At 53.7% G+C, this 21,401-nt stretch carries 19 protein-coding genes; 6 read left to right on the top strand and 13 right to left on the bottom strand.

What is annotated here, in order from left to right:
- Positions 1 to 8 precede the first annotated feature (8 nt).
- Positions 9 to 1,010 carry a GTP 3',8-cyclase MoaA gene (gene moaA, locus EV294_RS13505; RefSeq protein WP_132307547.1) on the bottom strand — a complete coding sequence of 334 codons (1,002 nt, stop codon included), beginning with the start codon at positions 1,008 to 1,010 and terminating at the stop codon, positions 9 to 11.
- Between the two features lie 99 nt (positions 1,011 to 1,109).
- On the opposite strand from moaA, the gene EV294_RS13510 reads away from it, so the two are divergent.
- Together EV294_RS13510 and EV294_RS13515 are read left to right on the top strand one after the other, a co-directional pair.
- Positions 1,110 to 1,859, top strand: coding sequence for a molybdenum cofactor biosynthesis protein (locus EV294_RS13510; protein ID WP_132307549.1), 750 nt, complete (start codon positions 1,110 to 1,112; stop codon positions 1,857 to 1,859).
- A 138-nt stretch (positions 1,860 to 1,997) separates the two neighbouring features.
- Positions 1,998 to 3,062 (top strand): HD-GYP domain-containing protein, encoded by a 1,065-nt coding sequence (locus tag EV294_RS13515; RefSeq protein WP_132307551.1) that lies wholly within the window; start codon positions 1,998 to 2,000, stop codon positions 3,060 to 3,062.
- Between the two features lie 137 nt (positions 3,063 to 3,199).
- On the opposite strand, the gene sufB is transcribed toward EV294_RS13515, so the two are convergent.
- The 6 genes from sufB to EV294_RS13545 form a co-directional block, all read right to left on the bottom strand.
- Positions 3,200 to 4,597 carry a Fe-S cluster assembly protein SufB gene (gene sufB, locus EV294_RS13520; RefSeq protein ID WP_132307553.1) on the bottom strand — a complete coding sequence of 466 codons (1,398 nt, stop codon included), beginning with the start codon at positions 4,595 to 4,597 and terminating at the stop codon, positions 3,200 to 3,202.
- A gap of 34 nt (positions 4,598 to 4,631) precedes the next feature.
- Complete coding sequence (gene sufU, locus EV294_RS13525; RefSeq protein WP_132307555.1) at positions 4,632 to 5,057, bottom strand: Fe-S cluster assembly sulfur transfer protein SufU; 426 nt, start codon at positions 5,055 to 5,057, stop codon at positions 4,632 to 4,634.
- A complete protein-coding gene (locus tag EV294_RS13530) occupies positions 5,044 to 6,270 on the bottom strand; it encodes a cysteine desulfurase (protein ID WP_132307557.1) in 1,227 nt (408 codons plus the stop codon). The genes sufU and EV294_RS13530 overlap by 14 nt, the downstream gene beginning before the upstream one ends.
- A complete protein-coding gene (gene sufD, locus EV294_RS13535) occupies positions 6,267 to 7,574 on the bottom strand; it encodes a Fe-S cluster assembly protein SufD (protein WP_132307559.1) in 1,308 nt (435 codons plus the stop codon). Before sufD ends, EV294_RS13530 begins: the two co-directional genes overlap by 4 nt.
- Before the next feature lie 25 nt (positions 7,575 to 7,599).
- Positions 7,600 to 8,379: a Fe-S cluster assembly ATPase SufC gene (sufC, locus tag EV294_RS13540; protein WP_015846171.1), complete on the bottom strand. Its 780-nt coding sequence runs from the start codon at positions 8,377 to 8,379 to the stop codon at positions 7,600 to 7,602.
- 159 nt (positions 8,380 to 8,538) lie between these two features.
- Positions 8,539 to 9,141 (bottom strand): DUF1802 family protein, encoded by a 603-nt coding sequence (locus EV294_RS13545; protein ID WP_132307561.1) that lies wholly within the window; start codon positions 9,139 to 9,141, stop codon positions 8,539 to 8,541.
- 196 nt (positions 9,142 to 9,337) lie between these two features.
- On the opposite strand from EV294_RS13545, the gene mtnK reads away from it, so the two are divergent.
- Entirely contained in the window at positions 9,338 to 10,552 is a 1,215-nt protein-coding gene (gene mtnK, locus EV294_RS13550; RefSeq protein WP_132307563.1) for an S-methyl-5-thioribose kinase, read from the top strand.
- 32 nt (positions 10,553 to 10,584) lie between these two features.
- Entirely contained in the window at positions 10,585 to 11,643 is a 1,059-nt protein-coding gene (gene mtnA / locus EV294_RS13555) for an S-methyl-5-thioribose-1-phosphate isomerase (RefSeq protein WP_132307565.1), read from the top strand.
- Between the two features lie 58 nt (positions 11,644 to 11,701).
- Here mtnA and EV294_RS13560 read toward each other — a convergent pair whose 3' ends face one another.
- Positions 11,702 to 12,007, bottom strand: coding sequence for a YunC family protein (locus EV294_RS13560; RefSeq protein ID WP_132307567.1), 306 nt, complete (start codon positions 12,005 to 12,007; stop codon positions 11,702 to 11,704).
- 171 nt (positions 12,008 to 12,178) lie between these two features.
- Between EV294_RS13560 and EV294_RS13565 the strand changes: the two genes are divergently transcribed.
- A complete protein-coding gene (locus EV294_RS13565; protein ID WP_132307569.1) occupies positions 12,179 to 12,679 on the top strand; it encodes a hypothetical protein in 501 nt (166 codons plus the stop codon).
- A gap of 59 nt (positions 12,680 to 12,738) precedes the next feature.
- Here EV294_RS13565 and EV294_RS13570 read toward each other — a convergent pair whose 3' ends face one another.
- Together EV294_RS13570 and EV294_RS13575 are read right to left on the bottom strand one after the other, a co-directional pair.
- A complete protein-coding gene (locus tag EV294_RS13570; protein ID WP_132307571.1) occupies positions 12,739 to 14,640 on the bottom strand; it encodes a putative bifunctional diguanylate cyclase/phosphodiesterase in 1,902 nt (633 codons plus the stop codon).
- Positions 14,641 to 14,948: 308 nt separating this feature from the next.
- Positions 14,949 to 15,332, bottom strand: a complete 384-nt coding sequence (locus EV294_RS13575) for a DUF423 domain-containing protein (protein ID WP_132307573.1) — start codon at positions 15,330 to 15,332, stop codon at positions 14,949 to 14,951.
- A gap of 74 nt (positions 15,333 to 15,406) precedes the next feature.
- On the opposite strand from EV294_RS13575, the gene EV294_RS13580 reads away from it, so the two are divergent.
- Complete coding sequence (locus EV294_RS13580) at positions 15,407 to 15,925, top strand: hypothetical protein (protein ID WP_132307575.1); 519 nt, start codon at positions 15,407 to 15,409, stop codon at positions 15,923 to 15,925.
- A gap of 150 nt (positions 15,926 to 16,075) precedes the next feature.
- Here the strand turns inward: EV294_RS13580 and EV294_RS13585 are convergent, their stop codons facing one another.
- The 3 genes from EV294_RS13585 to EV294_RS13595 all read right to left on the bottom strand — a co-directional run bounded on the left by EV294_RS13585 (position 16,076) and on the right by EV294_RS13595 (position 21,355).
- Positions 16,076 to 16,891, bottom strand: a complete 816-nt coding sequence (locus EV294_RS13585) for a hypothetical protein (protein ID WP_132307577.1) — start codon at positions 16,889 to 16,891, stop codon at positions 16,076 to 16,078.
- Positions 16,892 to 17,096: 205 nt separating this feature from the next.
- Entirely contained in the window at positions 17,097 to 20,189 is a 3,093-nt protein-coding gene (locus EV294_RS13590) for an AAA family ATPase (protein ID WP_132307579.1), read from the bottom strand.
- Positions 20,186 to 21,355, bottom strand: coding sequence for an exonuclease SbcCD subunit D (locus EV294_RS13595; protein WP_132307581.1), 1,170 nt, complete (start codon positions 21,353 to 21,355; stop codon positions 20,186 to 20,188). The genes EV294_RS13590 and EV294_RS13595 overlap by 4 nt, the downstream gene beginning before the upstream one ends.
- Positions 21,356 to 21,401 lie beyond the last annotated feature (46 nt).

Here is a 21,401-nt window from a genome sequence, read left to right on the forward strand (position 1 = left end):
CCGGTTCGTTACCCGCCAATTTGAGACATCCGGCGGTCGGTTGGCGTATGCGACAACGCTTCATTCGCCAGCTTAGCCGCCATTTCATGATTTTCGGGCTTCAGATCCATGGCTTTGTAGAAAATGCCTCGCATCGCTTCCGGATCGCCCAGCGCTGCCTTCACATTCAGCTCATCCACCCAATAGAGGCAGGGCTTCATCGAACCGTCCGCCGTCAGGCGAAGTCGGTTGCAGCTCTTGCAGAAATGATCGCTAACCGGATGAATAAGGCCAAAGGATCCCTTGCCGCCTTCCATCTGCCAATCATCGGACGGCCCGTTTCCTTTTACGTTCAAACGTCTTTCGATCTTATAACCCTCGCGCTCTGCCGTATCCAGCACATGCGACAGTGGCAGGTAGTGGTTACGCCAATTATCGTCCGCATGGCCAATCGGCATATATTCAATAAAACGCACATGCATCGGCTGCTCGTAAGCCAGCTTCAGGAACGAAGCGATTTCGTCCTCGTTAATGCCTTTGAGCAGCACGCAATTCAGCTTAATCGGTGCAAGGCCAGCCCGGCCGGCTGCCTCAATCCCCTCAATTACCCGTTTCAGCTCTCCGCGGCGGGCAATAAACTTGAATCTCGCGGGATCAAGCGTATCGAGGCTGATATTGACGCGGTTTAAGCCAGCAGCTTTTAAAGCTTCGGCATATTTGCCAAGCAGCATGCCATTCGTCGTTAAGGCGATGTCCTCAATGCCGGGAATCGCCTTCAGCCTGCGGATCAGATCATCCAAGCCCGGACGGACAAGCGGTTCGCCGCCAGTAATCCGAAGCTTGGTAATGCCAAGCTCCGCCGCGGTCCGAACCACCTCTACAATATGGTCATAGCTGAGCAAATGGCTTGCATCAGCGAATTCCATACCTTCCTCCGGCATGCAGTATAAACAACGCAAATTGCATCTATCCGTAACCGAAATACGCAAATAATCGTGTTCTCTCCCGAAACGGTCCATCAATGGGGGCATGCCTCTCACTCCTTTTCTCTTCTACTAGAATAACATTTTTCACATGATTATGGTATGCTAATACGGAGTTCACCCTTAAGCGATGAGAGGTTATATTACATGGCATATACTTGGAAAATCCAGTTATTCGCCGGGCTTTCCGACCGTTTCGGCAGCCCGGTCATTCAAATAGAAACAGACGCCTCTTCCATGACGGTAGCGGCGCTCAAGCAGGAGCTCGCGGACCGTTTTCCGGAGCAGGCGGATCTTGTGCGCATTTCGTTTGTGGCTTGCAATCAGACGTATGCTTCCGACGATACCGTTATTCAAGCCTCGGACGAGCTTGCCGTCCTTCCCCCCGTCTCCGGCGGGGAACCGGAGGAAAACGAAACAGGCGGAGGCGAATACAGTTCCGCGGACGGCCGATTCGTCATCACGAAGCAGCCGATCACCTCGGATGAAGTACTCGCTAAAGTTATCGTGCCCGCGCATGGCGCAGCGATCGCGTTTGTGGGGACCACGCGCGAATGGACCCATGGACAACGCACGGTACGCCTGGAATATGAAGCTTATGCGCCTATGGCCGTGCGTACGATGGAACAGATTGACGTTGAGCTTAACGAGCGCTGGCCGGGAACGCTGACGGCGATTTCCCACCGGATTGGCGTTGTTGGCCTCGCGGAGACCAGTGTCGTTATAGCGGTCTCCTCCCCCCACAGGGATGCCTGTTACGAAGCAAGCCGGTACGCTATCGAGAGACTGAAGCAGATCGTTCCAATCTGGAAGAAGGAAATTTGGGAAAACGGCTCCGAATGGAAAGGGCATCAGCAGGGAAGCCCTTGGAATCCGATTGAATCCCTGCCCGATTAATGGATGTCCATTCGAAGAGTGGTGCTAAACGTATAGGACAATAGTCATGTTTTCGCATCCCTCTTATTGCCATTACATTCATTCATTGTTACTATTATTTCATATATACCGTACATAATTTACTATTGAGGTGCAACGATGAGGCTGCATATTTCAGATTTAAAAGAGGGAGATATCCTGCTTAAGGACACCTTTAACGGTTACGGTCTGCATGTTTTGTCCAAGGGTACCGTCCTTGCGCAGAAGGATATTGCAAAGCTGTTTCAGCATCATGTTGACTATGTTGATATTGAAGACCGGCCAACTACAGAGCAACCTGCTCATCGTACACTCGAGACTACAGTAAATCCCAAATGGCTGCCCAACGTGCGGCCCGATTACGAGAATGCCGTCAAGGGCTTCCAGGAATTGTTCCAGAAAGCAACGGACGGCGGGATCGTCAAGCAGGACGAGGTTGCTGCGGCCTTCCAGCCTCTTCTTAAAAATTTCCAAATGGAACGCGATGTTGTCTCCATGCTGCTTCTGTTGAATACGGCTGATGATTATACGTACCAGCATTCTGTGCAAGTGGGCATGTTATCTTATTACCTGTCCTCTTGGCTTGGTTATACAGAATTGGAAGCGCTTGAAATTTCGAAAGCCGGCTATCTTCACGATATCGGCAAGAGCAGAATTCCTTCCAGCATCTTGGACAAGCCCGCCAAATTAACCGACGAGGAATTCGAGGAAATAAAGAAGCATACGCTTTACGGCCATGAAATTATTCGACAATCGTTTGAGATCAATTCCGAAATGATGGCGGTCAGCGCTCTTCAGCATCATGAACGCAATGACGGAAGCGGTTATCCGCATGGCCTGCGCGGGGACGAGATTCATCCGGTGGCTAAGCTTATTGCCGTCGTTGATATTTACAGCGCCATGATCTCCGAACGCGTCTACAAGAAAAAGCGCGACCTGTTCTATGTCCTGAAGGAACTGTATAAGATGAGCTTTAATGAGCTGGATGCGCATACGACCCATACCTTTATCAAGCATATGATCCCTAACTTTATCGGCAAAAAAGCCGTCCTGGAATCCGGAGAGGTTGGCACCATCGTCATGACCCACCCGACCGAATTCTTCCGCCCGCTTATTCAGACGGGCGAACGCTTTATCGATCTTACCGTCGATCGCGAGTATGAGATCAAGGAAATTATTTTCTAAAATGAACAGCTACTCAAATGCCCGTCCAATAATGGACGGGCATTTGAATTTTGCGTATTTTCACACAAGGCAGAAACAATAACGCTGCAAAATAAAATGCGTGCCCGAGAATCTCGGGCACGCATCCTTACCATTTATTAACCGATCGAGCCTTCCATCTCAAACTTGATGAGACGGTTCATCTCAACCGCGTATTCCATAGGCAGCTCTTTCGTGAACGGCTCGATGAAGCCCATTACGATCATTTGCGTCGCTTCCGCTTCGGACAATCCGCGGCTCATCAGATAGAACAGCTGATCCTCGGACACCTTCGACACGGTTGCCTCGTGCTCGAGCGTAATGTTGTCGTTCATAATCTCGTTGTAAGGAATCGTATCGGATGTCGATTCGTTATCGAGAATGAGCGTATCGCATTTGATGTTAGATTTCGATCCTTCGGAGTTGCGTCCGAACGATGCGAGACCGCGGTAAGTTACTTTACCGCCATGCTTACTGATCGACTTCGATACGATCGTCGAGGTTGTGTCGGGAGCAAGGTGAAGCATCTTCGCGCCTGCGTCCTGATGCTGGCCTTTGCCTGCAACGGCGATGGAAAGCACCATGCCTTTTGCGCCGCGGCCTTTCAGGATAACCGCTGGATATTTCATCGTCAGCTTGGAGCCGATATTGCCGTCAACCCATTCCATAGTCGCATTCTCTTCCGCAACCGCGCGTTTGGTAACGAGGTTGTAGATGTTTGGCGCCCAGTTCTGAATGGTTGTATAACGGCAGCGAGCATTCTTCTTGACGAGAATCTCTACAACCGCGCTATGCAGCGAGTTCGTGCTGTAGATCGGAGCCGTACAGCCTTCTACGTAATGCACGAAGCTGTCTTCGTCCGCAATAATGAGCGTACGTTCGAATTGGCCCATGTTTTCGGAGTTGATGCGGAAGTAAGCTTGCAGCGGAACTTCGCATTTCACGCCCTTCGGAACATAGATAAAGCTGCCGCCGGACCATACCGCGCTGTTCAGAGCAGCGAATTTGTTGTCCGTGCGGGGAATGATCGTGCTGAAGTATTCTTTCACAAGGTCCGGATATTCGCGAAGCGCGGTATCCATGTCGGTGAAGATAACGCCTTGCTTTTCCAGCTCTTCCTGCATGCTGTGGTAGACGACCTCGGATTCGTATTGCGCGGATACGCCGGCAAGGAACTTTTGCTCCGCCTCGGGAATACCCAGCTTATCGAAGGTTTCTTTAATTTCTTGCGGTACTTCCTCCCATGTCTTGCCTTGCTTCTCGGATGGCTTGACATAGTATTGAATGTCGCTGAAATCAAGGTCAGCCATATCGCCGCCCCAGTTAGGCATCGGCATTTTGTTGAATTGCTCCAGCGATTTCAGACGAAATTCGAGCATCCACTGCGGCTCGCCTTTCATCTCGGAAATCGTGCGTACGATCTCCTCCGTCAATCCTTTACCGGATTGGAAGACCGCTTTATGCTCGTCACGGAAACCATACTTATAATCTTCCATTTCAGGCATTGTTCCTGGCATGGTATTCACACTCCTTTATTTAATCGTATCCGTATTAAACCTGCTTCTGTTCAATTCCTTTACGCAAAGCGTTCCAAGCCAGCGTTGCGCATTTAATCCTCGCAGGGAACTTGTTAACGCCGGATAAGGCTTCGATATCCTCGTTCTCTTCGAACTCGACGTCTTGGCCTTTCATTAAGCCGGAGAACCGCTCAGCAAGCTCCAGAGCTTCCTCGTAAGTTTTGCCTTTAACAGCTTCCGTCATCATTGATGCGGAGCTCAAGCTGATGGAGCAGCCTTCGCCGCTGAATTTCGCATCGATTACTTTGCCGTCCTCCACTTGAAGCTGAAGCGAGATGCGATCGCCGCAAGTCGGGTTGTTCAAGTTGATCGTGATGGCTTCAGTATCCAATGTTCCGCGGTTGCGTGGATTTTTATAATGATCCATGATGACTCGACGATATAAATCATCCAATTGCATGACCGAAGAACTCCTTTGTCCGGATGAGGCCGTCCACCAAGCGGTCGATCTCTTCCTCGTTATTGTATAGATAAAAGCTTGCTCTCGCCGTAGCCGATACATTCAGCCAGCGCATTAAAGGCTGGGCGCAATGATGGCCTGCGCGAATGGCAATGCCGTAAGAATCAAGCACCGTCGATACGTCATGAGGATGGATATCGCCCAGATTGAAGGTGACAAGACCAACGCGGTTTGCTTTTGGCCCGTAGATCGTTACGTCCTCAATCGTGGACAGCTTATCATAGGCGTAAGCCGCCATCCTTTTCTCATGATTATCGATCTCGTCAAGTCCGATCTGCTCCAGAAAGTCTATCGCGGCGCCAAGTCCTACGGCTCCCGCAATAATTGGCGTACCGCCTTCGAAGCGATACGGCGATTCCTTCCAGGTTGATTCATACAAATCAACAAAGTCGATCATCTCGCCGCCGTATTCGATCGGCTCCATATTCTCCAGAAGCGACTTCTTGCCGTACAAAGCGCCGATACCGGTTGGCCCGCACATTTTATGACCGGAAAAAGCGTAGAAATCGCAGTCTAAATCCTGAATGTCTACTTTCATATGCGGCGTGCTTTGCGCTCCGTCAACAACCATAACCGCACCGTTCTTGTGCGCGATAGCCGTAACTTCCTTAATCGGATTAACAACGCCAAGCACGTTCGATACATAAGTCATCGCGACGACTTTTGTATTTGGCGTAACCGTTTGTTCAACATCCGCCAAAGAGATCGTGCCGTCCGGCTGAAGAGGAATATACTTCAGCGTCGCTCCTGTCGCTTTGGCTGCCTGCTGCCACGGAATAAGGTTGGCATGATGCTCCATCGGCGTAATGACGATTTCGTCGCCTTCCTTGCACACGGTGCGGGCATAGCTCGATGCGACCAGATTAAGCGCCGTCGTCGTACCGCGCGTGAACACGATCTCTTCCGCCGACTTCGCATTCAGAAACTTGGCTACCTTCTCACGTGCCCCTTCGTAAGCATCCGTCGCCCGGGAACCAAGCGTGTGGACGCCGCGGTGCACGTTGGAGTGATCCAGTTCGTAATAACGACTAACCGCATCAATGACGGAACGCGGCTTCTGGGAAGACGCCGCGCTGTCGAGGTAAACGAGCGGATGCCCGTTTACCTGCTGATGCAGTATCGGGAATTGCTCCCTTACCGCTTCTATATTCATCCTTCAAGCTTCCTTTCGAGCAATCGCTGAAGCTGCTCGCGTACCGCATCAATCGGAATCTCCGATACGACAGGCGCCAAGAATCCGTAAATAATCAAACGTTCAGCGTCTTGCTTGCTGATTCCGCGGGACATCAGGTAATACACCTGCTCCGGGTTAACCTGGCCTACGCTTGCCGCGTGGCCTGCTTTTACGTCATCCTCATCGATCAGAAGAATCGGATTGGCGTCACCGCGCGCTTTCGGGCTGAGCATCAGAACCTTTTCCGTTTGCACGCCGTTCGCTTTGGTAGCGCCCTTCTCAATCTTCGTGATGCCGTTGATGATCGCCGTTGCGTTGTCTCTCATCACCGCGCGGGTTACCATGTTGGACTCCGAGCTGCGGCCGAAATGCGTCGCTTGCGTCGTAAGGCTCATCTTCATCTCGTTGCCGCCGATGCTGATTACTTTCGCATCGGAGTTCGAGCCATTGCCTTTTAGCAGCGACACGGTATCCGATACGGTATAGCCATCGTTCAGATCGCCGATAACCCATTCCATCTGACCGTCATTCTCGATAACGGCACGGCGGAGCGTCATATCCACGCCATTGTCGGCCATATGATGAATGGAACCGAAACGAACATGCGCGCCCGGCTTCACGAATACTTCAACAACCGAATGATGGACGAATGGCGCATCGATCGAACCCGGTTCGGATACGACGTAATCCACGTAAGTCACCGAGCTGTTGCTTTCCGCAACGATCAGAATGTGCGGAGCAAAGGCAGCTTCCGCTTTGTTGTTGAACAGCACCGCTTGAAGCGGAAGCTCAACTTCTACATTCTTAGGCACGTATACGAATACGCCGCCGTTCCATAGCGCCGCGTGCATGGCAGTCAGCTTGTTCTCGCCAGCGGATACCGCTTGGAACAAATATGGTTTTACGAGATCGGCATGCTCTTTGCATGCTGTCTCGAGATCCGTGAAAATTACGCCTTTAGCTGCAAGCTCTGCAGACAATTGCTTCAGAACCGCGCTCGAGTTATGCTGAACGACGATATTCTCCGTTCCTTCAGCGACCAGCTCGCGTACTACTTCCGGCAGTTCGGCAACCGAACCTACCGCTTTCCCTTGCTCGTAAGCGCCGACAGCCGTCAAATTCCACCGGTCAATGCGCATTTTCTCCGGCTTCGGCCATTCCAATGTGCCAGCCAGCTCAGCCGCTTCACCGCGAAGATCGACGAGCCATTGCGGTTCGCCTTTGCTGCGTGCAAGCGCTTCGGCCGATTGACGGTCCGTCGGAGTCGTTAATTGTGTACTCATCCCGTTATGCTCCCTTCTCCGCCGATTAAGCTTGGCCTACTGTTTCGTCAACAATGCCGAGCTCTTCTTTAACCCAATCATAGCCTTCGTTCTCGAGACGCTCAGCAAGCTCAGGACCGCCGGATTTCACGATGCGTCCTTGCATCATAACGTGTACGAAGTCAGGCGTGATGTAGTTCAGCAAACGTTGGTAGTGAGTGATGATCAAGAATCCGCGGTCTTCGGAACGCATAGCGTTAACGCCATTGGATACGATTTTCAGTGCGTCAATGTCAAGGCCGGAGTCAATTTCGTCAAGAACAACGATTTTGGGCTCAAGCATGGCCATTTGAAGAATCTCGTTGCGTTTTTTCTCGCCGCCGGAGAAGCCTTCGTTCAGGTAACGGTGAGCGAACTCAGGGTTCATTTCCAGTTCCTTCATTTTCTTTTCCATTTGACGGATGAATTTGATAAGCGAAATTTCGCTGCCTTCTTCACGGCGCGCGTTGATTGCGCTGCGCAGGAAGTCGGAGTTGGTTACGCCTGGAATCTCGCTAGGATATTGCATAGCGAGGAACAGGCCTGCGCGCGCTCTCTCGTCAACGCTCATCTCCAGCAGGTCTTCGCCGTCAATCGTAGCGGAGCCTTCCGTTACTTCGTATTTCGGGTGACCCATCAGCGCGGATGCAAGAGTACTTTTGCCCGTACCGTTAGGGCCCATGATCGCATGGATTTCTCCGCCTTTGATTTCAAGGTTAATGCCTTTCAAAATCTCTTTTCCTTCGATCTCTGCTTTCAGGCCATCGATGACAAAATGCGTTGCCATAATATACTTATCCCTCCAAGGTTGGTAATCGGTTTTTAGGCTCATCCCTATAAAAGCTTTCCAAATGGGAATATTATAGAGTGATTCTCATTGATTCTCAATAATTATTTTATTATAAGTTTTGTTATTAATCAATGCGGGAACGTCTAGCGGCCGGAATTAGGTGCCCTCCGAAATATTTCTTCCTATTAATGCTTGTTTGATTAATTTAACCTGCTCATGGAATTGTTCATCCGGAATCACCGGGGTCATGGCAGGCTGAAGCATCCCCTCATCCAGTTTTACCCAAGATTTGCATCCGTTATAAGCAGGCTGCATCGGCAGCTCTACCGGCTCCTCCAGACGGTACACTCTCAGCAAAAGCAAATGCAGCGGCTTCGTGCGCTTCCATTTGAGCCGCTCCTCGGCGAACGTATCCGTCCAAATATGGAAATCCCGGATTCGGTCCAAGGTCTCCTGGTCCGTAATTTCGATATCCTCTACGGCCTCCGCGTAAGCATCCAGCTTCATGGACGGCATGTCGGGCGACCAGCCGTGCATCGTGCCTTCAATCCGCCCCCGATAAGCCTCCTTCAGCAAATGCTCCTTCTGATGCTCATATGCCGGCATTAAATAGAAGCCTTTGCTCACCAGCTGAAAATCCCGCGTCTCCTCGACAATGCCGCCTTTGCGCATAACAAGGATAAGATGCCCTTCTTGCAGCGCTTTTACCGTAACGGCCCATTCCTTGAGCGCAACCGGCTCCCGTTCGTTATTCGACATGACAGGACCCCCTTCGATTGAAAATGTGTTGATTCTTGCTCAGACGAGCTTCCACGCATTGCCCGTTGTCCTTAATCATGTAACATTATATCATTTGGAGGTATTCCAAGGCGAAATAATATCCGCTATACTATGTTGAGGAGTTTACTAGGCATTAAGACGCCTTTTCAAATACGAAACCGGAGGTGGACGAACCATGTCTGCTTATCATGCATTAACCGAACAAGAAGCGATTGAAATCGCAGGCGGCATCGAAGGCTTTTTCCCTGCAGGTGCAAAGCTGAACTGCCGCGAGATCGGCGACGGGAACTTGAATCTCGTCTTCCACATTACCGATCCGGCAAGCGGCAAAAGTCTCATTATGAAGCAGGCCCTTCCTTATGCGAAGGTTGTCGGCGAATCCTGGCCGCTGTCCCTCGACCGCGCCCGGATCGAGAGCGAATCCCTGATTCTCCAGAACAAGCTTGCTCCCGGCCTTGTGCCCGTCGTTTACCGGTATGACGCCGAGCTTGCGCTTACGGTCATGGAGGATCTGAGCGATCACCTGATTATGCGCCAAGGTCTTATCAAGGGTATCCGTTATCCGAAATTCGCGGAAGACATTTCGACCTTTATGGCCAATACGCTGTTCTTCACTTCGGATCTCGGCATGAACCAGCAGGACAAAAAGCAACGCGTGAAGGAGTTCATCAATCCGGATTTGTGCAAAATAACGGAAGATCTTATTTTCGACGATCCATATACGGTGTCTTCCAACAATAATATCGAACCCGCCATCGAGGATGCTGCGGCAGCGCTCCGCGAAGATAAAGCCCTTCATCTTGAAGTTGCTTTGCTCCGCGAGAAGTTCCTGACAAGCGCGCAAGCCTTGCTGCATGGCGATCTGCATACCGGAAGCGTCTTCGCTACGCCGGAATCGACAAAAGTAATCGACCCCGAATTCGCTTATTATGGCCCTATCGGCTTCGATATCGGCGCGGTTATCGCCAATCTCCTGCTGAACTACGCGGGACAAGGCCACTGGACTCCCGATGAGAAAGAGCTTGCCGATTTCCGCAGCTACCTTCTTGAGACGATCCGCGATACATGGACGAAGTTCGACCAGAAATTCCGCGCTTTGTGGAACGAGCATGGCGTGGACCGCATGGCGAACGAAACACCGGGCTACCAGGATCTGTACATGAACCGTCTGCTTCAGGACGCGATCGGTTATGCCGGCTGCAAGGTCGTACGCCGCGTTGTCGGCCTGGCGCATGTTGCCGATATCGATACGATTCCGGATGCGGCCGCACGCGAGCGCGCGCAGCGTCTTGCCCTGGAGATCGGTACATCCCTCATCCATCTGAACCGCCGCGCGGTATCCATCGAACAAGCCATTGACGTTGTTCTGACTGCCGAAGCTAAGCAGTAACGGCTATACTGAATCAAGAGAGGATTTACAAGATGACTACAGAAAACTACGCGGGCCTGCAATCCGTCATCTGGCATGACGATAAGCTGGATCTGCTCGACCAACGGCTGCTGCCGGAAGAAATCGTATATTTGCCGCTTGTCACGCAGGAAGACGTATGGGAAGCCATTCGCCATCTGAAGGTTAGAGGCGCACCGGCTATCGGCATTTCCGCCGCTTACGGCGTTGTGCTGGGAAGCCGGGATGCGGGTACCGCCGAGGAATGGCTCGCGGATGTACGCAAAGCAGCCGAATATCTGGCTACTTCCCGCCCTACCGCCGTTAATCTGTTCTGGGCGCTGGACCGGATGAAAGCACGCGCTGAAGCTCTTGCTTCCGAAGACCACACGCTTGAAGCCTTGAAGCAGGCGCTGCTGAGCGAAGCCATCGCCATCCAAAGCGAGGACGAAGAAACCAACCGCCTGATCGGCGAGCATGCGTTATCCCTGTTCCGGGACGATATCGGCGTGCTTACGCATTGCAACGCAGGCGGGCTCGCTACGGCGAAATACGGTACTGCGCTTGCGCCGTTCTATCTGGCCAAGGAACGCGGCATGAACATCCGCGTATTTGCCGACGAGACGCGTCCGGTTCTGCAAGGCGCGCGCCTCACGGCGTTCGAGCTGCAGCAGGCAGGCGTTGACGTTACTCTCATTTGCGACAACATGGCCGGCCACGTCATGTCCAAAGGCTGGGTAAACGCCGTAATCGTAGGCACGGACCGCGTCGCCGCGAACGGCGACGTGGCGAACAAGATTGGCACGTACAGCGTTGCGGTATTGGCGAAAGCCCATGGCATTCCGTTCTATGTAGCCTGCCCGCTCTCGACGATCGATCTGAATACCCCAACGGGGGCTGAGATTCCGATCGAGGAGCGCAATGCGGAAGAGATTACGGAAGGCTTCGGCAAACGCACCGCTCCGCAAGGCGTGAAGGTCTATAACCCGGCATTCGATATTACGCCTAACGAATACGTAACGGCGATTATTACGGAGAAGGGCATTATCGAAGCTCCTTTTGACGTCAATCTTAAAAAGCTGTTCGAGCAATAACGCAATAAGAGGCAGTCTCCCTTGAAGGAGGCTGCCTCTTCGTTCATGCACTCGAGTGCTATATCATTAAGCGGAGCGCATCTGCGCCATTCATCCCGACAGTGATGCCAAGCGTTTCCGCAGTAGTTGTTACGGATTCAAGAGGCGCCGCAAGCAGTTCCTCCAATGTTTTTACGCCAACAGCTCTACCCGCGATTATCTCTCTGTCTTTCAGCCGATCGTTAAGCAGCCCCACGTCAAGCGCTCCGCACATGATGTAACCTTTATCCGTGGAGATGGAGAGCAGGGTTGTTTTCGGCAGCTTCACTTCGACGCCAAGCGCGACAATACCGTCCCGAAGCGGTATAGGAACCATTCTAATCATTTTGGACACCTCCTTCACTACAGGTCATGACAGGTCAGTTCGAACCGCAACAACATTATATGCAGGAGCAGCAAAGCAGTGTTGGTTACTTGCTTATTTTTAGGACTATGTGTCCCACCTTATTGATGATATATTTATATAGAGATTATTAATTATTAGTCCGGAGGAACTATGAAACCAACACAACCGGCCCGCACACACTCATACGTATTCCAGGTTGAATTGCTCGTAGAAGGGGACAGCAACGCTGCAGCCCTGGAGCAGCTTTTGAAATCGCTTAACCAAGGCGCTTATGCCGACTATCGAATCCTGAACGGCATTCAGCTCGGACAGCTTATCGATCAGCGAAAAACGGAATTGCCCGGCAGACAGCCCGTTCCCGTGCCGCAGGCTGCCGCATCGAAGCCAGTTGCTCAGGCCGCTTCTGCGCCCGTACCTCCAGCCGCTTCTTCCGCTCCCGTGTCCGGCACCGGACTTGATTCGATCCGTGCTTTTATGAAGAGCAATAAATTGATTCGCCTCATCGTTAACAAAGGACTTGGCATCAAGCTCAGCATCCCTTGCCGTATTCTGAATATAGACGAAGAAGGAAATCTGATTACGGTCTATCACGTGGACGAGAAGCAGGTTTATTCGTTCAGGCTTAATGAAATCGAGGATTTCCAAGATTAATGAAAGAAGCTGCCCTCTCGCAATAGACGAAAGGACAGCTTCTTTGTTCCTTACAAGCATTATTGTATAAAGGCCGCTCCCAGCATTTGCTCTATGTCGGTGCTTGACACCGGAGGACTCCAGAAGTAGCCCTGCATCTCATCGCAGTTATGCTTCCTCAAAAACTCCATCTGCTCTTCGTTCTCGACGCCTTCGGCAATGACCTGAATATTCAAGTTATGAGCCATCGCGATAATAGCCGCTACAATCTCCGCGTCGCTAGGGTCCTGTTGAATATCCCTTACGAAGGAACGATCGATCTTCAGACGGTCAATCGGGAAGTTCTTCAAGTAATGGAAGGAGCTGTAGCCCGTTCCGAAATCGTCCACGCTAATGCCGATTCCCATGTCCGTAAGCTCAAGCAGGCAACGGGATACGTGGCCGGTATCCATCGTCATCGATTCGGTGATTTCCAGGTCTAGATATTCCGGCTTTAACCCTGTCTTCTCCAGCACTGAAGCTACTTTGCTCGCCAAATCCTGCTGCACGAACTGCCGGATCGAGAGATTCACCGATACCGGCATCGGCGGAAGGCCCGCATCCTGCCATGCTTTGTTCTGCCTGCAGGCTTCCTCAAGCACCCAATCGCCGATCTGGACGATCATTCCGCTCTCTTCCGCGATCGGAATAAAATCGCCCGGCGGAATCATCCCTTTGACCGGATGTCTCCAGCGGACCAGCGCTTCGACGCCTACCATCATGCCGGACACCAAATCGTATTGCGGCTGGTAGAGAAGAATGAATTCTTTGCGCTGGATGGCGCGGTACATCTCATGCTGGAGCGTCAGCCGCTCGAAGGAAGAGTTGCTCCAGCTTTCAGAGTAGAGCATGCAGTCGTTCTTGCCGCTTTCCTTCACCTTGACCAGGGCAATGTCGGCTTTCTTCAGCAGCGAGTAGCCGTCATCCTCTTTGACAAGGCTGGTTACCGCTCCGAGACTGCCGGTAATATGCAGCGGGAAGCCCTTCAGCTCAAACGGCTCGTCAATGGCGTGCAGCAAGCCGCGGGATAATCCGATCAGCTGCTCTTCCGACTCGATATCCTGGAGCAGGAAGGCGAATTCATCGCCTTCCATCCGGGCTACGATTCCTTGCTCTCCGATCGCTGTCGTCAGACGCTCGGCCACCTGCAGAAGCAGCATATCGCCGAATTCGCGTCCAAACGAGGCGTTAACCAGCTTAAAACGGTCCAGATCCAAATAACAAAGGCCTATCATCCGGCCGTGCTCTCTGGCAAAAGCAAGGGTTTCATTCATCCGGATATGGAATAAGGTACGGTTAGGCAGTCCCGTCATATCGTCGTAATAAGCCATATAACGGATCCGCTCGATATTCCGCTTCCGGTCGCTTAAATCCTGGCTGACGATGACGGTTCCAATCACTTCGTCGTCCTTCAGCATCGGAGAGCTGATGAGTTGAAGCTCAAGCGGAAATCCGGAACGATGCGTAATATTGATATTGCGCTGCTCCGATTTTCCTTGAAGCGCATGTTCAAGCATCTCCTGCAGGCTGTTGCGGCTGCCCGGCTCCAGCAGCGGAGCAAGCGGCTTGCCCAGCAGGTCCTGGCGTATGTATCCCAGCGTATTGCTGGATGCAACGTTCATCTCCATGATGACGCCATCCCGGTCCAATATCGCCAAAGGAACGGCTTCCGACTGAAGCAGTGTCTCAACTATCGGCGTATGGAAATTCCGGAAACCGATCATTTGCCCGTTCCTGGCAAACAAGATTGCCGCTAATGCTGCCGCCAATACGGCAATCATCGACGAAGTCCATTCCAACACGGGGTCGGCATTCCTATACAAGGCTGCTGCACAGAATAGCGCAGCCACAATGGCAATCGCAAGAGCGGCTGTCCGCAGCATGACTTGCAGCTGCGAGGCCCTATACCGTCTATTAGGCGAACCGTCCATCCGTTTCGTCACGCACAACTTCCTTCCTCTTGTCAGGTCAAGCAAGGTTAGATTCATTATAAACGAAATGGTCTTTGCGGTATAGAAATATTTACTAAAACAATAAATAATTCTTGTAGAATAAAGGCGTTTTATGTCGAAAAACAAGGCATTTCGCCATTATCTGCAGAAATCATGTAGCTTTACAGTCCTATATTTGACAAGTTTCATTCATACTTCGGCGCAAGGCGCAACGGTTCTCGCGTCCTTGGCGGAGCGCGGGAATATCGCAAAAAAGCCGCTCCAAGTCATCCGGGAGCGGCCATGCCTATTATATTCGGTTATGCTTTTTTCCCTGCACGCAGCGCCGCGGCCGCAATGCAGCCCCAGCCCGCCAGGAAGGCTACCCCGCCGAGAGGGGTGATCGCGCCTAATATCTTAAGATCGCTTAACGCCAGCACATACAAGCTGCCGCTGAACAGAATGACCCCTGCGATAAGGAGTCGCGCTCCTACTCTCACAAGCTTGGCCTCGCCGATCCGGTCAGCCAGAAGAGCCACCAGCATTAAGCCGATAGCGTGATACATATGATAGCGAACGCCGGTTTCAAAGACCTCCAGCATATCCTCCGACAACGTATCCTTCAGGCCGTGAGCGCCAAATGCCCCGAGAGCAACCGCTAATGCAGCGCCAATGGCTCCGTAAGCGAAATATTTATTAGCCATCTTGTTTTCATCCCTTTCTTGTTTGTGTATAATCTTACAAGTAAATCCACTTATTACAAAGGAGTCGAATATTCTTGGAAGAACCGCGCAATCCGTCACAGCCAGATCCGCAAACCGGCTCATCCGCAAATCCCGAGCAGCCCTATGATAACCCATACGCATCAAGGCCTTCCACTCCGTTTGCTCCGGTCAGGGAGAACGGTCCGGCGAAGCAATCGGGACTTGGCATCGCTTCCTTCATACTGGCACTTGTTACGTTATTACTTGTCGTTGGTTGCGTGATCAGCGCTACCGTGTTTGTCAGCAATGTAACCGGCGACGCTCAAGGGTTTCTGAATGAAGTAGAGAACATGGAGAGCGAAGGCACGCTTCCGTCCGACCTGGTACCGATCATGATCGCCGGATTATGCATTATCGCATCGATCGGCGTTGCCATTATTGGCCTGATCCTCGGTATTGTTGGCGCCGTTCAGAAAAACCGCCGCAAAGTGTTTGCGATTATCGGCATCGTGCTGAACGGCCTGATCGTGCTCGGAACAGCCGGCCTTGTCATTATAGGCCTTGTCTCCGCCGCCGCGCAATCGACAATTTAGCAACAAAGGAGCAGCCTTGGGGTGAGAAAACCTCATTTGAGGCCTATCGAAGATAATCGACCGCGTTTACAGGCAGGTTTTATCGCTAAGCTTTATGTTGGTAAAGAAGAGGCTGTTCCGCGGGGAACAGCCTCTTCTTGTATATCCGGCTTAATTCAATTGGGATGAAACGGTCTTGTTAATGTCGGCTATCTTCTTCTCGCAGCTCTCTATCTTCACCTGTTGGTCCGTAATTTGCTTCACGACCGTAGTCAGCGTAGTAAGCGAGCGAATGGCGGTTTTGCCGTCATAGCTTCGAAGCGCGTACAGCAAATCGCTCCATTCCGCCGATTTTTGCTTGTTCAGTTGACTGATCGCGGACTTCGCTACGGCGATTTTCCGTTCCTCTTCGTTAATGGCGTCAAGCTGGCCGCGCAGCCGCTTCATTTTGTCGTTCGCCGATGCTTTGGCCGCGCTTAACGCGCTCTGAGCCGCTCTAATCTCCTCTTTGGCGCTTTTCACGGAAATCTCCAGCAGGTCAACCTTCAGCTGTACGGCCGCCGTCAGCTCCTTGATGCCGAACTTACGCGCTGCCGTCAGCTCCGCCCGGGCAGCATCGTACTGAGTAAACAAAGGCTGATAATAATTCTTTAATTGCGTAACCTTCTTGTCCAGCGCGTCCAGCTTCGCTTTGTCGATCAGCCTGATTTTCTGCCGAAGCTCAGACTCCTTGTCATCATTCGCTTGGGCAGAGGTCTTGAGCCGCGCATCCTTGTCTCCAATAACATTCTGCTGCTGGACGAAGCTTTGATAAAGCGATTGAAGCTTCGCCGCGTCGGTTGAGGGCAGCCCGGCTTTGGTCTTGTCGAACTGCTTCTGCGCCGTTGCGGACAAGGAATGAACGGCCGCCTCCGCAACCGCCGCCGGGAGAATGGCAGACAGCAGCAGGGCTAGCAGCAAGGCCGCGGCCGGCATTCGAAATGTCATGCGTGTAAATCCTCCTTGTAGAATATTCATAGCGGCAGCCGAAAACACAAAAAAGCACCCTTCAAACCAAGCCCAAAGGGCCGGTTCGAAGGGTGCTTCCCGTTTGAATAGAAAATGGCGTTGCCGAATATGTCCTTTCACTATACGGCTTTGCCGGCAAAAGTGTCAACCCATTATTTTACATCGACCAGCAAAAGCCGGCGGCTCACCTTACTGCAATGGATGTCCGGCTGTAGCCTTCCTTCGTCTTGTACACTTCTAGCGTAGCCGGGAAGGCTGCTTTAAGCTCCTGCACGTGGGAGATGACGCCTATCATCCGGCCCGAACGCTGCAGATCCACCAGCGCCTCGATAGCCTTGTTAAGAGAATCCTCATCCAGCGAGCCAAAGCCTTCGTCAATAAACATCATCTCGATGGAGACGCCGCCTTGGTAGGATTGAATGACGTCGGTCATGCCAAGCGCAAGGCAAAGCGAAGCATTAAACTTCTCGCCGCCCGACATCGTCTTCACATCCCGGTTCTGCCCGGTATAGGCATCGTAGACGTCAAGGCCAAGCCCGCTTTGCTTGCCCCGCGTCTCGAGCCGGTCGCTCCGCTGCAGTACGAACTGGCCGCCGGACAACTGACGAAGCCGGACGTTTGCGGCATGCAGAATCTGTTCCAGGTATTCGATAAGAATATAACGTTCGAATGAAATTTTGAGTGCATTGTCGCCTTTGAGCATCTGGTACAAATCCAGCACCTGCTCAAGCTTCGCTTCCAGCTCCTTCACCCTCGCCGCTGCCTGGTCAATAGACGTCTTCAGCTTGCTTGCGTCCTCGGCGAACCGGGAAGCAACCTGCAGGGCATTCGCCGCCGCGTCAATCCGATCCTTCAATTCGGCAATAGCTGCCTTCAGCGCTCCTATATCCGCCTGCTGCTTGCCCGACAGCTCCTGCTCCAGCTCTTCAATTCGTTTCCCGGCGGCTGCTACGGCCGTCTTATGCGCCTCGAGCTGCTCCTTCAGAATCCGGCTCTCCTGATCCGGCAGATGAGCCTCGCGGAAAGCTTCAACGGAGCTAAACTCCGCCTTCGCAAGCTCCTCCCCGAACCGTGCGGCAGCAAGTGCCGCATTGTCTCGGGCTTCAACAAACTGCCGCTCGGTCTGCTCCGCATGAGCCTGCTCTTCGGCAAACTTCGCGCGCATCCGCAGCAGCCCGTCCTGCGCCTCCTTCCAGGCTGCGGCCAGCGACTCCGCCAGGCTGCGCTGCTGTCTCAGCCGCAGCTCCATCTGCTTCGGAGAACGGAGCTCCTCCGGAATACGCTCGAGCTCCTTCTCGAGCGCCGATTGCTTGGCGCCGCGCTCGACCGCAATCCGCTGCTGCTCTGCCTGCAGCTTATCCTTCGCTTGTTGAAGCTGCTCCAGATTTTGCTCGATCTCTTCCGCCCGCTGCTTCAGCTGCTTTCCTTGCTCGACCTGCGCGCCAAGCCGTTCCGCTTCGTCGTTCAGCTGTTTCCAACGTTTCCGAAGCTCGGCTTGCTGCTCGGCAAGCCCGGAAGCTTCCGCCCCGTATTCCGCAAGCTCCGCCGCGCTTCCTTCCCAGCTCGAACGCGTCGCCGCCGCCTGCAGCTTCGCTTCGTTCAGCTCGCGTTCGTAACGGGACAGCTGCTCCTTCGCCTGCTGGAGCTGCTCCCTGGACGGTACGTCCTCCGCCGCAACCGCTTTGCCCGGATGCTCCTGGCTGCCGCAGACCGGGCAAGGCTGACCGTCATGAAGATGGGCGGCCAAGAGGCTTGCCTGCCCTTCAATCCAATTGCGTTCCAGCCGGTCGTGCTCCTCGCGGATTTGGGCAAACAATAATGCCCGCTCTTCTATCACGGATGCATGGGAAACAAGTTCTTTCTCCAGCTCGATTAGCTTGGAAATATATTTGCCTGTCTGAAGAACCTGGTTTCTTTGTTCAACGACGCCAGGCAGCGCTTCGACCGCGCCTTCAATCTGCTTAAGCTGCGCGGCCAGCGTAAGCTTGGCTTCCTTCGCTTCGGCGATCAATGCCTCCGCCGAAGCCAGCTTCGCCGCGCCGCTTTTCTCCGCAGCGGCAAGCTGCTCGACCGCTACGCGCTGCGCGTCCAGCGTCTGCACCGCCGGCTCCAGCTCCGCGAGGCGGTGCAGCTCGCGCTCCGCCGCCTGCCGCTCCGCGCCGCGCTCCTCCTCGCGGCGATGCCGCTCTTCGGCTGCCGCGAGCGCCTGCTTCGCGGCCTCCGCCGCCTGGCGCCGCATATCGCGGGCCTGCTGCTTCGCCGCGGCATCCCGCTCGGCGCGGGCCGCCTGCTCCGCGTACGGCGCCAGCTGCGCCGCGCGCTCCGCGAGCAGCAGCCGGCGCTCCCGCTCCGCATGCTCGCCGCTTTGCGCCGCGAGCCGCTCCTGCTTCGCCCGCTCGCTTGCCAGCTCCGCAAACCGCGCGTGCAGCGCCAGCTCGCCTTGCAGCGCTTGCTCTTGCTCGCCAAGCTGCAGCTGCAGCTCGCGCTTGCCCGATTCGCCTTCCGCCACGAGCTGGCGGTAATAGCCAATCTCCCGCTCCAGCGCCTCCGACAGCTGGGCCGCGCTGTAATGCTCCTGGGCCAGCGTCAGCGCAAGCTGGCTGTCTTCCCTGCGCGGCAAGTTATCCGCCGCCTGCTTCATGAAATGCTCCACGCGGATCTTCGCTTCCTTCAGCTGGTCGCCAAGCTCCCGGTTCTGCTGCTGGAAGCGCGTCTCGAGCCGCTGATACAGCTCCGTCCGGAATATCCGGCGCAAAATCTCTTCTTTATTATCCGTATCCGAAGTGAGCAGCTTGCGGAATTCGCCCTGCGGCAGCATCACGATCTGATTGAACTGCTCCTTCGTCAGGCCAATGATCGTCTCCAGCTTGGCGTTGACGTCGCTGACCATAAACCGGTCCACCGCCGGAACGGCCTCGCCGCCCGTCAGCTCGTACAGCTCGGCTTTGCCGCCCGTCTCGCTTTTGTTCGCGCCCTTCCGGTGAGGAAGCTGACGGAATACCCGGTACATCCGGCGTCCCACGGCAAAATCCAGCTCGACGGCCGTATGCTTCTCGTCATCGGCGAAATGGCTCCGCAGCATGCGGGGCTCCGAACGGTCCTCGCCGCTTGCGGTTCCGTAAAGAGCAAAGCAGATCGCATCAAAAATCGTTGTTTTGCCGGCACCGGTACTGCCCGATATCACAAACAGGCGATGCTCCCCAAGTCCGCTAAAATCCACGGTCTCCGCATCGCGGTACGGGCCAAAGGCCGTCATCGTAATTTTAAGAGGTCTCATCGCGCGACTCCCTCCTCACGCAGTAAGCCGTCAAACGTCTCCGCGAACAGCCGTTTTTTCGGTTCATCCAGCGCTACGCCCTTCACTTCGAGATAAAAGGCTTCGAACAGGCTGACCGGGTCGGCTTCGCTCCTCCGCACCGTCTCCCCGGGGACATCGCCTTCCTCGCCAATGGCGCGAACAGCCGTCACCCTGCGCTCCACATGAAGGGCATTCGGGTAAACCGCCCGGACCTTCTCCATCGGGAACAAGACGGGGTTATCGTTCAGCAGCGTAACGAAGACATAATCCTCGTTCACCGGATGGGTCTCGATCTCCTCAATCGGACCGGCAATACGCCGCATATCGCGCAGCGGCTTCAGCTCTCTTTTCTCAATCGCCACATTCCCGTCCGCGTCCATCTCCACCACGAGGTAGCCTTTGTTGTGATGCTCCTCGGAGATCGAATATTTGAGCGGAGAACCGGCGTAACGGATTTTTTCGCTTCCGACAAAATGCGCCTGATGCAGATGCCCAAGAGCGGTATAATGAAACGGGGCAAAATAATCCGCCCGCACATGCTCGGCTCCGCCTATCGACAGCGGGCGTTCCGAGTCGCTTGTATTGGGCTCCGCCGCGCCTGTTGCCGTGACGAAAGCATGCCCGACCACGATATGTCTCGCAGCCGGGTCCATCTGCGCAGCAATCCGTTCCGTGATCGCGCGCATGGCTTCATCATGCGTCCGGATATTCTCGTCCTCGAACGTTATCCGCACTTGGGCAGGGTCGGCATAAGGCACCAGATGCACGTGCACCTCGCCAAACGCGTCCTTGAGCACAACCGGCTTATGCTCCTTCCTTAGCCTTCCGGCGATATGGAGCCCGCGGCTTTCCATCATGGCCGTTCCGAAGTCGATCCGGTCCGGACTGTCATGATTGCCCGAGATCGCCAGCACCGGCGTATCCAGCCCAACGACAATACGCTCCAGCAGCTCGTCCAGCAGATCCACCGCTTCCGTCGGCGGGATCGCCCGGTCATACAAATCGCCCGCGATAATAACGGCATCCGGCCGTTCCAGCTCTACCGCGCTTACAAATTGCTCCAGCACGTACCGCTGGTCTTCCGTCATATATACACCCTGCACAAGCTTGCCTAAATGCCAGTCTGCAGTATGAAAAAATTTCACTCTATGAACATTCCCTTCCGCTACTTATGTATCCGATCGTTTCCGA

The sequence above is a fragment of the Paenibacillus sp. BK033 genome, from assembly GCF_004345425.1.
In the GTDB taxonomy this organism is placed as follows: Bacteria; Bacillota; Bacilli; order Paenibacillales; family Paenibacillaceae; genus Pristimantibacillus.